A 15,831-nucleotide genomic window follows, 5' to 3' on the forward strand; every position below is an offset into this window, starting at 1 on the left:
TTACTGCATTAAACTGTAGCAGAATGACTCCTCATTGTTACGACGCCTAACTTTAACGTAGGTAAAGCCCCTTATCCATTTATCCATATCACCAGGGACTGTTCTTTTGCTTCTGATGCAAAAGAACCGTCCCCATGCATCACTTTATAGTAAGTCATTCATTATTTCTTTCGCAGCCCTTTCCCCGGATTCCACTGCTCCGTTTAAATAGCCTGGATACTTAATGGAGGTGTGTTCACCAGCGAAGAAGATATTGCCTTCCCGCTCTCCAACTATTCCGGCAAATTTTGTGTATTGGCCTACTTTCCAGTAAGAATAGGCTCCTTTTGACCATTGATTGCTAAGCCAGTGATCAACCGTGGCTAAACCATTCCAATTGCTTGTACTTCCTGGCAACACGGGATCTAACTTGTCCAAGAAACTTTTAGCAATCTCCTTCTTTTCTGTTACTGTTAACGCAGAAAGTTTGGCTGCTGTTTCGCCTCCCGTATAATTGACCAAAATTCCTGAAGTGCCTTGTTGGGTACGTGAGGATTCGAAGGTCTGCTGGTAGCCAGTATCCGTAAAGGTTTCTCCATTATTCCCAAGGTCATTCCAGAATCGATGGGCAAACTGTGCATGGAGCTTTGTATTTACCCCCATTCCCAATTCTTCAATCGCTATTTTCTTTAAGTCTCGAAAGCTAGCATTCTCAAAATCTATTGTTCTTAAAATCTTAAAAGGAATAGCCAGAATAACTTTATCGGCCAAAACCTCCCATTCCTTTATACGATTTCGAAAGGTAAGTCTTATTTCATTTTGGCTGGTTTGTTCAATTTTTATAAGAGGGGAATTTAACTCGATTTGTCCTGTAAGATTGTCAGCTAATAAGGTGGGGAGCTGATCATTTCCACCTCTAATATGAAAGCACTCATCTGAGTCTCCATATATGTGAAAATGATCCTTTTGAGCAAAGCCCAACATATAGAGGAGATTTAATGCACTCTGCAGACTTGCATCTGCTCCATTTTCGACGGTATAGGCAACTTCCAATAATTTACCGAATTTTGATTGAATTCCTCCCGGTACAATTTCATTAATATAATCCAACACTGACAGATGATCCAGTTCATACCCACGTTCAGTATAATGATTGTAAAGTGTGGTCTCACCAACCTCTATTAAATCCTTTTTGAGTTTAGGCAAAATATGCATAAAATCATTTGTGACTTCCTCAAAGGTATAGGAGCAGCCATCAAAAAAATAAAATGGCATTGTCCCTTTTGGTTCTGCCATCACTACATTATCAAATTCCAAGCCAAGCTCTTTTCCCAATTCTTGAATCTCTTTATGACCTGTATCTATTAATTCCCCACCGCGTTCGACGATTTGGCCGTCTTTAAAATGCTCCCTTCTTGTCCAACAACGTCCCCCAACACGATTGGCTGCTTCATAAATTGTTGAGATAACTCCTTCTTGTTTAAGTCGAAAGGCGCTCGTGAGTCCCGCTAATCCTGCTCCCACAATGACTACCCTTGGTGCTTTATGAAAACCACCACTACTTGTAATTAACTGCTTCTTTTCCTTTTCTGGAATATCATTGGCATTTTGTGATGTGGTACATTCCTTTAAATTAGCTTGTCCAGTACTTTTTTCCTTTTCCACTGCGGCACTGGCCACAGCAAAAGACTTCTGCAAAATACCTGCTAATGGTGTACGTGCCAAAGCCTGTCCTCCTTTTGCAAAAATAAATCATGCTAATGATTGAATTACTATCCTGTGATAGTAATATCTATCAATAAAATATGCATGGCTTCTCTTTTTGGCTTTAGGCAAGCAGTAGGTCATCTGGTTTATTTTTATCAACGGACTGGGTGACCTGTAGATACTTAGGAACACAATGGCTAGCAGCATGGCCAGAATTCCCATTTATACTGCTTTAGCAAGGAGTAAAAAATGACTGTTTTTGGTTTATAAACGCAAAAAAAGGAGCCCATTTTTTGGGACTCCAACTACTGATGCTTACAATGAAACAGGCTGTTTAACTGCTTTGTTTGTTTCACGTCGAACAACCGGCGCCACCTTGGTCGCCAAAAGTTCGATGGATTCTGCTACCTTTTTAAATGGCATGCCACCAATATCCATTTGCGCCATGAAACGTTGATGCCCGAAAACCTCATATTGGCGGAGGATTTTTTCAGTAATCTCCTGCGGACTGCCGACAAAAAGGGCAGTTTCCGGTCCAGTAAGCTTATCAAACTCCTCTCGCGCCATGGCATTTACTCCGTGTTCCTGATTGAAAAACCCACGATAATTTGCGTAATAAGGGAAATAATTGTCTTTCGCCAGTTGGCTCGTCTCTGAAAGAAACGCATGTCCCGTTACGGCCACCTTTAAATCATCAAGCGCAAACCCAGCTTCTGTTGCTGTCTTGCGATATACTTCCACAATCTGCTTAAATCTCATTGGATCACCGCCAAGGATCGCCATTGTTAAACCTGCTCCATATTTACCGGCACGGATCGCGCTTTCCGGCGAACCGCCGACTCCTACCCAAAACGGAATCCCCTTTTGGACAGGCCTAGGGGCGATTTCCGCGTCCCTTAATGGGGTTCTAAATTTTCCTGTCCAAGTCACTCTTTCATTTGAATTTAACTTCAAAAATAAATCGATGTTTTCCTCAAACAGCCCATCATAATCATCCAAATCATAACCAAACAGTGAAAAGGATTCCACAAAGGCCCCGCGGCCTGCAATCACTTCTGCCCGTCCATCCGACAAAAGGTCCAGCGTCGAGAAGTCTTCAAATAAACGCACTGGATCAACAGTCCCTAAGACAGTAGTTGTACTTGCCAGTTTCACCCGTTTTGTCCCTTGAGAAATGGCGGAAAGAATCACAGGTGGTGAAGAGGCCGCATAGTCAAGTCGATGGTGTTCACCGACACCAAAGACATCGAGGCCCGCCTCATCAGCCATTTTTGCAGCTTCCAAAATTTCTGCCATCCTTTGTCTGGCACTAATGGTTTTACCTGTTTGCGGGTCTGGTACCAAGTCTCCTAGTGTATATATGCCAATTTCCATACCGTTATTTTCATTTATATTATCTGTCTTCATATGCGGTATCCTCCCAAAGTTCTGCAGCAAACAAAACTTACTAATAGTATTGATTACTTGACAATATCCATTCATTATTCTATCATAAATCTCAGATTAAAGATATTTTAATTCAAGGAAAAATGATTTGTAAAGGCGCCTAATACACTTCATTTACCTTTGTTTATTTAGGTTTTATTTTTTGCAATAAAGCAAAAAAATAAGGTCACAAGCCTAACATCAAGAAAATACAAGGTGGTGCAGTAGCTATGGGTTTTATAGACAAATTATTTGGCAATTCAGCTAAGGAGGAAAACAAAATGACAACTGAAAAATTAAATATCGGTATTATCTTAGGAAGCACTCGTGAAGGACGTGTAAGCCCGCAAGTTGGCGAATGGGTAAAAGGGATTGCTGACAAACGCGGCGATGCTAATTATGAAATCGTAGATATCGCTGATTTCAACTTACCATTCTTAGGAACAACTGATGGAACAGAACCAGGAATCGCAAAATGGAATGAAAAGCTTGCTAACTTGGATGGCTTCGTATTTATCGTTCAAGAATACAACCACAGCATTACTGGCGCTTTAAAAAATGCACTTGATTTCGCTCGTGAAGCATGGAACAACAAAGCTGCAGGTATCGTAAGCTATGGTTCAACAGGCGGCGCTCGTGCGGCTGAACATTTACGTGGTATCATGGGCGAGTTAATGATCGCTGACGTTCGCGTACATCCAACATTATCCTTGTTCACTGATTTTGAAAACGGATCTGTTTTCAAACCACAAGCATTACACCTTGATAACGTAAATGCTATGCTTGACCAAGTTAATTCTTGGAGCGGCGCGTTAAAAACTGTTCGATAAGTCGTATATTGTTAAAAGGGAGATTGCACCAAGCAATCCCCCTTTTAACATTTAGCGATTATAGTCTATTACATATAGATATGGAATCCGAATATCTCCCTTAACAGATGTTACGTTAATATATCCACGTTTAAAATCTGGTGTTCCCTGCTGGCCGCTTAATTTGATGCCACGATTTTGAACAGAAACAATAATCTCCTTGCTTCCCTTAGGAGGAAGGGTTACCTCGGTTTGACTTAAGTCTAAGTTTTCATCATTACTTAAGTTATAAGTTACACCGGCATTAGTTGGATTAACTAAAGTAAATGTCAGCTGATATGTCTGGTTCCCAACCGGACGAACTAGACCAAAGCTTAAGGAAGACGGCAAAGCCAGTGCTGACGGGTTCATCGCACGGCCCAAATCAATTATACCGGCGCCAATCTTAAGCGGATTATTAACATCATCATCATCATCTTTTAAAACACTTCCATCTACATTATGTGCTGTGCCCATTAATGCGGCTTTCACCTCTGCCGGTCCCCAGCCAAGCTTTTTATCTTGACTGTTTTTTAATAAAAGGGCTGCCGCACCTGCAACATGAGGGGCTGCCATAGATGTACCTTGATATACCTCAAATCCACCGCCCACCACGGATGAATATATATTTACACCTGGTGCCGCTACATCAGGCTTTAACGTATAATTCGGAGTTGGCCCCCAGGAACTAAAGTCAGCAAGTAAATTTGGAGTTGCTGTAATTTCCTTGGGAGGATAGGTGATGGTAACTTCACGAGTACCTTCCCATGCTGACAATTTTTCACCTGCAGCCTTTGAAACCATAACCGCCGGTATTTTAACCCCATCAGTCGCCATCGGAATTGGGTCAGCATCAGTATTATTGTAAATAATTACACCCACTGCTCCTGCAGCTGCTGCATTATTGATTTTTGCTGAGAATGTACATGATCCGCGTTGAATGAGGGCAAGTTTCCCTTCCAATGGTTTTCCACTGATTGGGGTACAAGCGAGTTTATCAGCTCCTGGCCATACTGCATACTCACCATTTAATTCCTCCTTCACTTCTCCTTCCTTACTACCGGTAGTGGCAATGGTCTGTCCACCATCCAACGCTTTAGACTCCAAGAACATCGCAAACGAATGACTATTGGTTGTCGCAGCAACCGTAATAACTTTATCAGCCGTTCCCGGTGACCCGACGGTATAGTTCCCCGGACCCTCATTTCCCGCTGAAATGGCTACTACCACGCCAGCATCAACAGCTGCATTAACAGTCATGTCTAACAAATCTTCACCCTTGTGAGGCGTTCCGCCCAGACTAAGGTTAAGGACATCCATTCCATCCTTAACAGCCTCTTCAACCGCTTTGGCGATAAACAAACTGCTTGCGTTCTCAACATCACCTGGGAATACATTGTAATTCCCTAGGTATGCACCTGGTGCCACACCGCTAAGCGGACCCTTTGCCATTGGCGCTGTTGTTCCGGCCTTCCCAGCGATTGTCCCTGAAACGTGCGTCCCATGGCTTCCCACTGCTTGAGCAGTTAATTTTGGATTTTGCGTAAATACCTTCGCTACAATAACCTTTGCAGTTGTTAAGTTCGCATCACCTTTCGGAAACCCTTCCGGCACTTTCATCCCTTCGTTTGGCTGGAGGAAAGGATGCTTTTGGTCAATCCCCGAATCGATGACACCCACTTTAATTCCAGCCCCGGCATTTGCCTGCCCGCCAAGAGCATTCCAAATTGGACCCGCATTGATTAATCCAGTGCTCGTACTCATTGCTTTTCGATAATCACCACTATATCCTACTTGTACTACACCAGGTCCCTGGCTTACATCCTTTAAAGAAGCACCATTTAGCTTCAATCCAAGTCCGTTATAGGTTACCGCATACTCCGTCACAACCTTAACCTGTGGAAGCTGTTTGGCCAGCCATTTTTTGTAGTTCTCCCGCTGGGCCTGAAGCCGGTTTCCATATTTATTGGCAGCTGGTGAATTAAGGTCTAATTTCTTCCCCTTCTGTGGTTTGGTAGGGTCATACCCTTTAATTGTTCCCTCATAGGATGCAATCGGAGCATCCCCAAATTGAATAAAAGCGTAATCACTATTTTGGTCTGTTGTTGTATTAATCTGGTCATCGTATTTAACAACCGCCTGAATAGGTATTGCTGCAGCAAATAACAAAACTAAAGCTAATGAAACTCCAACGATGTGTTTAAACCGTCTCAAAAATTTCAACGTTATTCCCCCTTTAGCCTTTTTTTCTTAACTACTAAAGAATATAAATTCTTAAAAAGTGGGCATTTCCCTTTAAGAGATTTTGTAGCATTGTGAAAATGATTTTGTTGAATAAGGTGATGGATTCCAAAATTTTGTATGGTAGGGGAGATTTTCCGCGGACTTTGGAAAAATGGAACAGAAAAAGGGCCGCTCCCACTGCGTAAAACTTTTGCAGAGTGGAGGTCGGGCCCTTTTTTTAATAAAATTAATTAGATTTTCTGCCAAGATATGCTTCGACAATTCTTGGGTCTTCCAACAGTTCCTTCGCCTTCCCGTGAATGATAACCTTCCCGGTTTCCAACACGTATCCATAGTCAGCTATTTTCAAGGCCTGTTTCGCATTTTGTTCGACGACAAGCACAGTAGTGCCGGCATCTTTGATTTCCTTGATGATTTTAAAAATTTCCGCCACAATCAATGGGGCTAGTCCCATTGAAGGCTCGTCCAGCAATAATAATTTAGGACGTGCCAGCAATGCGCGGGCGATGGCAAGCATTTGCTGCTGTCCGCCTGAAAGTGTTCCGCCAAGCTGATTCTTCCGCTCTTTTAAGATAGGGAATCTTTTCATGACATCTTCCAGGTCCTTTTCAACCTCTTTATCTTTTCTTTGGTAAGCCCCCATATCAAGGTTTTCCATGACAGTCATTCCCGACAATATGGCCCTTCCCTCAGGAACAAGAGAAATCCCTTTTTTAACTAGCTGGTCCGGTCTCAAGCCAGTGACATTTTCCCCAAGAAACTCAATGGTTCCGGTCTTCGGCTTAATTAATCCGGCAATTGTTTTCATCGTTGTTGTTTTTCCGGCCCCGTTCGCCCCTAGGATCGTGACAATTTTCCCTTGTTCCACTTCCAGGCTGACTCCTTTTAGGGCCTGAATTTTTCCGTAAAACGTCTCAATTCCAGATACTTTAAGCAATTTCATCATCTCCCTCTGATCCGAGGTAGGCTTCAATAACAGCTTGGTTATTTTGAATTTCATCCGGTGTTCCCTCAGCAAGCTTTTTACCGAAGTTTAAAACGGTAATTCGATCACACAGCCTCATGACAAGCGGCATATCATGTTCAATTAAGAGAGTTGTGATGCCTCGCTCCTGGACCTTTTTAATCAAATGATATAAATCGGCTGTTTCGGTATCATTCATACCGGCAGCGGGTTCATCCAATAATAACAGCTTTGGATTGCTTGCTAAGGCTCTCGCAATTTCCAGCCGTCTTTGCTGGCCATAAGCTAGGTTTTCCGCAATCGCATCCTCAAACTCCAATAAGCCTACTAATTCGAGAATCTCCTTCGCTGTTACACGTAATCTTTCTTCTTCAGCACGCTGTCCCTTTGTCCTCAGTACACCGCTAAAGACACCTGATTTACTGCGGGTGTGCCCTCCAACCAACACATTTTCCAGAACCGTCATTTGAGAGAAAAGACGAATGTTTTGGAAGGTCCGGCAAATTCCCTTATTGGTAATTTTATGTGGTTTAAAGCCGGTAATTTTTTCATCTAAAAAGGTAATTTCGCCCGACGTTGGAGGGAACATATTCGTAATCATATTAAACATAGTCGTTTTCCCTGCACCGTTTGGACCAATAAGACCGTAGATTTCTCCTTCCTTAATGGAAAAAGAAACATCAGTTAACGCTGAAATACCGCCAAAATTTTTCGTGATGTTGTTAATTTTTAGAACCATGTTTACCCCTCCTTTTTGACAGCTGTAGCTTCTGTAAAAGGGGAAGATCAATAATTCCCTGCGGGCGGAACGCCATCATTAAAATCAAAATGGCACCATAAATCATATAACGGTATTCACTGATAAAACGCAATACCTCTGGCATCAAGGTCATAAAGGCGGCACCAAAAATAGAGCCCCAAATAACTTCGCTTCCGCCGAATACCGCGAAAATCAAAATCTCAACGGCGCGATGGTAGGAAAAATCAGCAGGGCTGATATAGCCCATGACATGGGCGAATAATGCGCCCGCAAACCCTGATATAACCGCCCCTTGAACAAAAGATAAAACTTTATAATACGTGATATTGACTCCCATTGCCTCCGCCGCTTTCTCATCCATTTTAATAGCTGCAAAAGCACGGCCGACACGGGATTTATTTTGTCTAACAAGGAACCAGATTAAAAGTATATTGATAATGACCAATATGATTAGTACCAGTAAATAAACGTACTGATTATTTTTTAAGCCAATGTCCAGCGGATTAAATCCAGCATCCCTGGAGACCTTTAGCAGTTCTCTGCCGATTTGCGGAATACCTGAAAGACCAACTGCACCCTTAGTAAGAGATTCCCAATTAATAAGGAACACCCGAATGACTTCACCGAAACCAAGGGTGGCAATCGCCAAATAAACCCCCGTTAACCGAAGTGACGGAATTCCGATTAGAATACCGACTAGTCCTGCAACGATAGCTCCTGCAATGACACTGACAACAATGGGCATATCGTAGTTAATGGTTAATAATGCTGATGTATAGGCTCCAATCCCCATAAATCCGGCATTCCCTAAAGAGAGTTGTCCGGAAGATAGGGTAACATAAATACTTAAGCCTAAAATAATGTTAATCATAATAAACGAAGCGACTTGAAGGTAGTATGGATTTAAAAAGTCTCCAAGCATATCATCACGGCCTTCCCTCAGATGTCTTTTGGCCGAATAGTCCCTGCGGCCGGATTAAAAGAATCACGATGATTGCGAGGAATGCAATAGCATCCCGATATCCTGAATCTCCATAAGCGACAATGAGCGTTTCGGCTAATCCAAGAATCAATCCGCCAGCCATAGCGCCTTTCACATTGCCCATTCCACCAAGGATAATGATGGCAAGCCCTTTAAGCCCCATCGATAAGCCCATTTGCGGGTTAACGGAGTTAAACGCCATCCCAACAAGAATACCGGCAATTCCGCCCATCGCGGATGCCATCACGACTGTTAAGGTGATGATCTGTCTCGTATTGACACCAAGGATACTAGCTGTATCCAAATTTTCCGCTGTCGCACGAAGGGCTTTCCCTGCTCTTGTTTTGGACAGCCAATACGAAAGAGCCATCATTAACACAACTGAAATCACAAAAATGACGATTTGCACCACATAGATGGTGATAGAACCAATTGTAAAATGTATTTCAGCAAACGCATTTTTAAATGGATGGTTACCGGCTCCAAATAAGTGATGCGATAGATTTTCCAGTAAAATTGATACCCCGATTGTGCTGATTAATGGGGCAAGGTGCGATACGCCCTTTTTTCCGCGAAGCGGTCTTAAGGCAAATCGCTCAAGCATATAACCTAAAATTGCGGTGACAATAATTGCAGCTAGAAATGCCATCCAAATCGGCCAACCCAATGTACTTGTGACCATGACGCCTACAAAAGCGCCAAACATAAAGATTTCGCCATGCGCCATATTAATGATGCCAAGAACTCCAAAAACCAGCGTAAATCCAAGGGCAACGATGGCATAGATGCTTCCTAGCGTGATTCCGTTTATTAGCTGTTCTAATAGCAAAACATCTCACCCTCTAACTCCATTTTTTCAAAAACCAGTAGTAGTAATTAAAGCCCCCCGCCTTTAGGCTTTGGCAGCCTGTAGCGGGGAGCAGCTGATAGTAGTGATTCATTGTTCTGTTTGATATCCTTCAAACTATCGAACGTTCAAGCTTATTCGAAAATTTGGAACTTCCCATCCTTAATAATAAGAACGGTTGGATCCATCACAACGTCTCCATCCTTGTCAAAGGAGAATTTACCAAGGATCCCAGGGAAATCCTTAATTTCAGCAAGAGAATCACGCAGTGCATCGCGGTCCGCTTCGCCTGCATTTTTTAGTGCTTCAGCCATGATATAAAGCGCATCATAAGCCTGTGCTGCGAATTGGTCTGGTTTCTTGCCATATTCGGATTCATACTTTTTAACGAACTCTTGAACTTTTGGATCTTGCTTATCGCCAAACCAAGGAGTTGCCACAATTAATCCATCAGCAGCCTGTCCGGCAATTTGAATAACCTGTGGAGAGTTAAATCCGTTACCGCCGACAAATGGTACATCAATTCCCAATTTGCGGGCCTGGTCCATAATAACAGCACCTTCATTATAGAGAGCTGAACATAGAATTAAGTCCGGTTGAAGGCCCTTAATTTTTGTTAATTGTGCATTATAGTCAGCCTGACCCTTTTGGAAGGTTTCAGTTGTTACTACATCAAGCTTCATTTTTTCAGCTGTCTTTTTCATCGTGTCATAACCGGATTTTGTAAACACATCATCATTTCCGTAAAGAATAGCTACTTTCTTCACTTTGTATTTATCAACTGCTTTTTTCACTGCTGCAGGAATAGCTAGTGCTTCTGGCAGTGAGTTTCTAAATACATAGTCACCGATTTGTGGGATTCCTTCAGCAGTAGTAGATGTACCCATAATTGGAATACCATTCAAGTCTGCCTCAGGGCCGACAACATTCATTTCTGTACTTAAAGTAGGTCCCAATAGGGCTACAATACTATCGTCACTCATTAACTTTTGAGCTGCAGATAAAGCTTGTTCCTGTTTACCTGCTGAGTCTTCAACAACAAGGTCAATTTTGACATCGCCTTTTGCATTAATTTCTTTTTTCGCTAAATTAAAACCGTTAGTAATAGCTTCACCGTAAGCTGCTCCAGGTCCAGTTAAATAGGAAACAACACCGATTTTTGCTTCCACGGCCTTGCCGCTTTCTTTCGCATCGCCCTTTTTGCCAGAAGTTTCTGAATTATTACTGCATGCTGTTAAGATAACAAGTAAAAGAACAGTAAAAAGCAGAAACGACTTATTAAGGATTTTTCTCATGTCCTTCTTTCCCCCTATTTTTCGACAAAATTAGTTATATATATCTATTAAATACTAATATTATTTCAATGTAAAGATTTTGCACTGAATTTTTAGAATCTTATTTCTATTCGAAAAAATAGTTAAACGCTTTCATTCTAGTAATCTAGGGGAATTTATAAGAAAAATTAATAGAAAAAATTTTTACTTTAAAATGATGGAAAGGTATTTATAACAAATCGACAGTTGTCTCGCAGTTTCCTTTAAAAATAATTACGAATATTATTAATACTGTTACAATAGGAGAAAGGTGGTTATTCTTAGAAATCACAAAAAAGGAGGATTTCCATGTTTGAATTATTAGTTACGATGGTAGAGCGGCTTGGAATCCTTGTGATGATAGCCTTTGTGTTGACAAGATTCCCTTTCTTTCGCGACATGATTTATCGGGAGGAATTGAATCGAAAACAGCAAGTGCTTGCGATAGTCTTCTTTGGCTTCTTTGGGATTATCGGCACGTATTCAGGACTGACACTTAGTACAAATAGTCTTCAATTTAATCGCTGGATCTCGGAGCTAAATTCGGATGAAGCGATTGCCAATTCCCGGGTCATAGGTGTTGTTTTAGGAGGTCTTCTGGGCGGCTATCGTGTCGGCATTGGCGCCGGATTAATTGCCGGGCTGCACCGCTTTACATTAGGTGGGTTTACAGCCATATCATGCGGGCTTGCCACGATTCTCACCGGAATACTGGCAGGATTCTTCCATAAAAAAGACAAGCATGTAAAACTAAAGTCTTCTTTTCTGCTTGGTGCCCTTGCAGAATCTGTACAAATGCTGGTCATTCTATTAATCTCCCAGCCGTTTGAAAGAGCGTGGGATTTAGTTGAAATTATTGGCCTGCCGATGATTATTGCAAATGGGATTGGCTGTGCTCTTTTCCTTCTCATTATTAAAAGTGTTATAAATGAAGAAGAGAAAGCAGGGGCACTGCAAGCCCAAAAAACACTGCGTATCGCTGACAAAACTCTGGCCTTCCTCCGGAATGGGCTCAATACTGAATCGGCCAAAGTGGTTTGCCACATTCTCCATAATGAAATGAATACGAGTGCCGTGACCATGACAAATTCAGTGGAAATATTGGCCCATGTCGGCCAAGGCCATGATCATCATTTACCACATCAAGCGATTCAAACCAACATCATACAGGACGTTATAAAGAAGGGGGAAATTATCACTTCACGGCGAAGTACCCTTTGTGACACTGAGGGATGTCCGCTTGACGCCGTCGTCATTGCACCTTTAAAACAACGGAGAGAGACGATTGGAACCTTGCAATTTTTCTTCCGCTCAGAAAAAGAAATCACCCCAGTCATCATGGAATTGATTTCTGGACTAAGCCTGCTATTAAGCAACCAGCTTGAGATCGCTGAAGCCGATAAATCCTATCAGCTGGCAAAGGAGGCGGAAATTAAGGCCCTACAAGCGCAAATAAGCCCGCATTTTCTATTTAACTCGTTAAATACGATTCTCTCACTTATCCGTATCAATCCAGCCAAGGCGCGGGAGCTGCTTGTCTCACTGTCGCATTTTTTACGGCAGAACCTATCCATCACAACTCAAAACATGACAACACTTGAACAGGAATTGCGACATGTGAAAGCCTATTTAGCAATTGAAGAAGCAAGATTTATCAATAAATTGAAAGTTATCTATGAAGTAGAAGAAGACGCCCTTCTGCAACAGATTCCGCCCCTGACTCTGCAGCCAATTGTTGAAAACGCCATAAAGCACGGGATTAAAGACAAGGTCAGTAATTGTGTTGTTAAAATTACAATTCTAAAACTGCAAGAGTCGGCATACGTAAAAATTGAGGACAACGGGGTTGGAATGAGCACGGAGCGGGCCGGGCAGATCAGCAAAGCACCGATAGCTTCTGAATCTGGAAACGGGTTAGCCCTTTATAATGTAAATCGCAGATTGACGATGGTGTTTGGTGAAGAAGCTGCCCTTAATGTAAAAAGCGAAATTAATATCGGGACAGAAATCTCCCTTTCTATTCCTTGTTTGGAGGCGGGCTAAATGGAACAATTGATTAGAACCCTGATTGTAGATGATGAACTATACAGCAGGGATGAACTTAAACACCTGTTAGGGAATTTCCCTGCTATTCAAATTGTCGGGGAAGCAGAATCCGGCCAGGAGACAATTATGAAGGCCATTCAGCTTCAGCCAGATGTCGTTTTTCTGGATGTTGAAATGCCAAAAATGAATGGGATGAGTACCGCAAAAGCATTGATGGAATTAAAAAAGGCTCCGTTAGTCGTGTTTGCTACGGCCTACCCGCAATTTGCCGTTGAAGCTTTTCGCTTTAATGCAGTAGATTATTTACTAAAGCCCTATGATGAGGAACAATTACAGGAGACGGTGAACCGTATTTTAAAATCTAGGAGCATCCCCTCGGATACTGATGCGGACGCAGGCAAACAATCCGGAAAGCTGGCCATTGAAACAGAAGGGGAAATCTTCTATATTGAACCAAAGGATATCCTTTATATTTACAGGGATGACAAATGGACAAGGCTGATCACGAACAACGGTGAGTTTGAAACGAAAATCCCGCTTAAGGAATTGGAGATTAGACTGGCCGCTTTTGGCTTCTTCCGAATTCATAAAAGCTTCCTTGTGAATCTTGACTATGTTACTCGCTTGACTCCTTGGTTTAATGGTGCCTATCAGCTGCAAATCGAAGGAAGAAAGGAAATGCTGTCTGTCAGCAGGAATTATGTAAAGGCATTAAGAACAAGACTCGAAATTTAATATGTAAACAGATAAGCAAATATTTTAATTTTCAGCATCTTAGACCTAAAAGAAAACATGTTAATCCCAAAAACCTACCTGTTAGTCGCAAATTACCCATATCTCGATTTCTCTCTTTTATACTTAACTATGTAAACGCATTCATCCGTTTGTAAAGAGGGGGAAAAAACTTGTATACATTTCTTGCAGGGATTGCCTTGTTAATTATCGGTTATTTCACGTATGGCAAATTCGTTGAAAAATTGTTTGGCGTCAAAGAAAGCAGAGCAACACCGGCCTTTGTCAATAATGATGGTGTTGACTACTTGCCAATGAGTACACCAAAGAACTCTTTAATTCAATTATTAAACATTGCCGGAACTGGACCAGTTTATGGACCCATTTTAGGTGCTTTATATGGGCCGGTCGCCTTTATCTGGATTGTGGTTGGCTGTATTTTTGCCGGTGCTGTCCACGATTACTTAACTGGAATGATTTCCATCCGAAACCGCGGCGCCCATCTGCCGGAGCTTGCCAGTAGATTTTTAGGAAAAGTAATGAGACACGTTGTCAATGGCTTTGCTGTCTTGCTACTTCTATTAGTCGGTACTGTATTTGTGACAACACCAGCCGCCCTTTTAAATGTCTTGATGGATGGCAAGGTGGCTTTAGCAGTTATTATTGGTGCTATTTTTCTCTATTACATTTTGGCTACACTCTTACCAGTTGATAAAGTTATCGGCCGTCTTTATCCCTATTTCGGCGCGCTGCTTTTAATCAGTGCCATCGGCGTAGGAATAGGCTTAGTCGTTACCGGCCAGCCAATTCCAGAACTTTCCTTTAAAAATTTCCACCCTGCTGGCGCTTCGATTTTTCCATTATTGTTTTTCACGATTTCATGCGGCGCTTTATCAGGATTCCATGCAACACAAACACCGATCATATCACGTACAACGCAAAATGAAAAAGAAGGCCGTAAAATTTTCTACGGTATGATGATCACCGAAGGTATTATTGCGATGATTTGGGCTGCTGCCGGAATGAGCATGTTCCATGGCTATAATGGCTTACAGGAAGTCCTTGCTGCCGGCGGACCTGGTGCAGTGGTCAGTCAAGCCTCCACAACACTGCTTGGTGCAATCGGCGGTACACTCGCTGTCCTTGGGGTAGTTGTCTTGCCGATCACTTCCGGGGATACCGCTTTCCGCAGCGCACGGATGATCATTGCAGAATACTTAAATATCGCACAAAAGAAATTATCAAGCCGTTTATGGATTGCTGTTCCACTTTTCGTTATTTCAGCAGCATTAACTCAAATCGACTTTAATATTTTATGGAGATACTTTAACTGGGCCAACCAATCAACAGCGGTCATTGCTTTGTTTGTCGGCGCTATGTATCTCTATATTGCGAAGAAAAACTACTTTGTTCCGCTGATTCCGGGAACGTTCATGCTTTTGATGGTTATCACTTATATTCTAAACGCACCAATCGGATTCGGATTATCCGTAACTGTTTCATGGATTGGCGGCGTCATCGGCACATTAATCCTGCTCGCATTATTCTTTAATGCCGCTAAGAAGGCTCGTGCCAATAATCTTCCTCTTGAAGAAGATATATCTGGCTGGAACAAGGTGGCCTAATGGGCTGCTGTAACCCAAACTATCGGAAAGTAGTGAACGAACAGGAAGAACAGCTTAATCAAAAGGGAAGCAATTCTCTTCCATTGATTGCAAAAATTATTATTATTCTCATCACAACTGGTGGGCTCCTAACGCTCTTCCTGCGATAGGCTGAACCCTGGGGGCGGTTCTTTTGCTTTAAAACAAAAGAACCGTCCCCATAAATCATTTAGGGTAGAAAATTATGAAAATTTGTGATACGATGAAATAAGTTTAAAAGGCCGTGTGTAACTGGCGAAACGCGGATAACCGCGAGGGAGCACACGGTGTCGAAGCCGTTCGCCTGGGCAGAGGTAAGGGAATTAACTCCCTTACCTCTT

12 protein-coding genes and 1 riboswitch are annotated in these 15,831 nt (G+C 42.3%); of the genes, 4 read left to right on the forward strand and 8 right to left on the reverse strand.

Annotated elements, in window-relative coordinates:
* Positions 1-144: 144 nt before the first annotated feature.
* Positions 145-1,704 (reverse strand): FAD-dependent oxidoreductase, encoded by a 1,560-nt coding sequence (locus V5M37_RS28555; protein ID WP_423800215.1) that lies wholly within the window; start codon positions 1,702-1,704, stop codon positions 145-147.
* Between the two features lie 297 nt (positions 1,705-2,001).
* On the reverse strand, positions 2,002-3,093 hold the full coding sequence (locus V5M37_RS28560; RefSeq protein WP_423800216.1) for an LLM class flavin-dependent oxidoreductase: 1,092 nt from the start codon (positions 3,091-3,093) through the stop codon (positions 2,002-2,004).
* A gap of 248 nt (positions 3,094-3,341) precedes the next feature.
* On the opposite strand from V5M37_RS28560, the gene V5M37_RS28565 reads away from it, so the two are divergent.
* Complete coding sequence (locus V5M37_RS28565; protein ID WP_423800217.1) at positions 3,342-3,941, forward strand: NADPH-dependent FMN reductase; 600 nt, start codon at positions 3,342-3,344, stop codon at positions 3,939-3,941.
* A gap of 51 nt (positions 3,942-3,992) precedes the next feature.
* Here V5M37_RS28565 and V5M37_RS28570 read toward each other — a convergent pair whose 3' ends face one another.
* From V5M37_RS28570 to V5M37_RS28595, 6 genes are all read right to left on the reverse strand, one after another.
* Positions 3,993-6,182, reverse strand: a complete 2,190-nt coding sequence (locus V5M37_RS28570; RefSeq protein WP_423800218.1) for a S8 family serine peptidase — start codon at positions 6,180-6,182, stop codon at positions 3,993-3,995.
* Between the two features lie 247 nt (positions 6,183-6,429).
* Positions 6,430-7,140, reverse strand: a complete 711-nt coding sequence (locus tag V5M37_RS28575; protein ID WP_423802699.1) for an ABC transporter ATP-binding protein — start codon at positions 7,138-7,140, stop codon at positions 6,430-6,432.
* Entirely contained in the window at positions 7,133-7,906 is a 774-nt protein-coding gene (locus V5M37_RS28580) for an ABC transporter ATP-binding protein (protein WP_378586379.1), read from the reverse strand. Before V5M37_RS28580 ends, V5M37_RS28575 begins: the two co-directional genes overlap by 8 nt.
* Positions 7,890-8,849 (reverse strand): branched-chain amino acid ABC transporter permease, encoded by a 960-nt coding sequence (locus V5M37_RS28585; RefSeq protein WP_423800219.1) that lies wholly within the window; start codon positions 8,847-8,849, stop codon positions 7,890-7,892. Before V5M37_RS28585 ends, V5M37_RS28580 begins: the two co-directional genes overlap by 17 nt.
* A 4-nt stretch (positions 8,850-8,853) precedes the next feature.
* A complete protein-coding gene (locus tag V5M37_RS28590) occupies positions 8,854-9,738 on the reverse strand; it encodes a branched-chain amino acid ABC transporter permease (protein ID WP_213117017.1) in 885 nt (294 codons plus the stop codon).
* Positions 9,739-9,890: 152 nt separating this feature from the next.
* The gene (locus V5M37_RS28595) at positions 9,891-11,051 is read right to left on the reverse strand and encodes an ABC transporter substrate-binding protein (RefSeq protein WP_423800220.1); all 1,161 of its coding nucleotides are present in this window, start codon (positions 11,049-11,051) and stop codon (positions 9,891-9,893) included.
* 327 nt (positions 11,052-11,378) lie between these two features.
* Here V5M37_RS28595 and V5M37_RS28600 point away from each other — a divergent pair, with 327 nt between their 5' ends.
* The 3 genes from V5M37_RS28600 to V5M37_RS28610 all read left to right on the forward strand — a co-directional run bounded on the left by V5M37_RS28600 (position 11,379) and on the right by V5M37_RS28610 (position 15,472).
* Complete coding sequence (locus V5M37_RS28600; RefSeq protein WP_423800221.1) at positions 11,379-13,112, forward strand: LytS/YhcK type 5TM receptor domain-containing protein; 1,734 nt, start codon at positions 11,379-11,381, stop codon at positions 13,110-13,112.
* On the forward strand, positions 13,113-13,850 hold the full coding sequence (locus V5M37_RS28605; RefSeq protein ID WP_423800222.1) for a LytR/AlgR family response regulator transcription factor: 738 nt from the start codon (positions 13,113-13,115) through the stop codon (positions 13,848-13,850).
* A gap of 170 nt (positions 13,851-14,020) precedes the next feature.
* Entirely contained in the window at positions 14,021-15,472 is a 1,452-nt protein-coding gene (locus V5M37_RS28610) for a carbon starvation CstA family protein (RefSeq protein ID WP_423800223.1), read from the forward strand.
* Between the two features lie 256 nt (positions 15,473-15,728).
* Positions 15,729-15,807, forward strand: a riboswitch (ZMP/ZTP riboswitch).
* Positions 15,808-15,831 lie beyond the last annotated feature (24 nt).

The sequence above is a fragment of the Neobacillus sp. SAB-20_R2A genome (genome assembly GCF_049568635.1).
Classification (GTDB): Bacteria; Bacillota; Bacilli; order Bacillales; family Cytobacillaceae; genus Neobacillus; species Neobacillus citreus.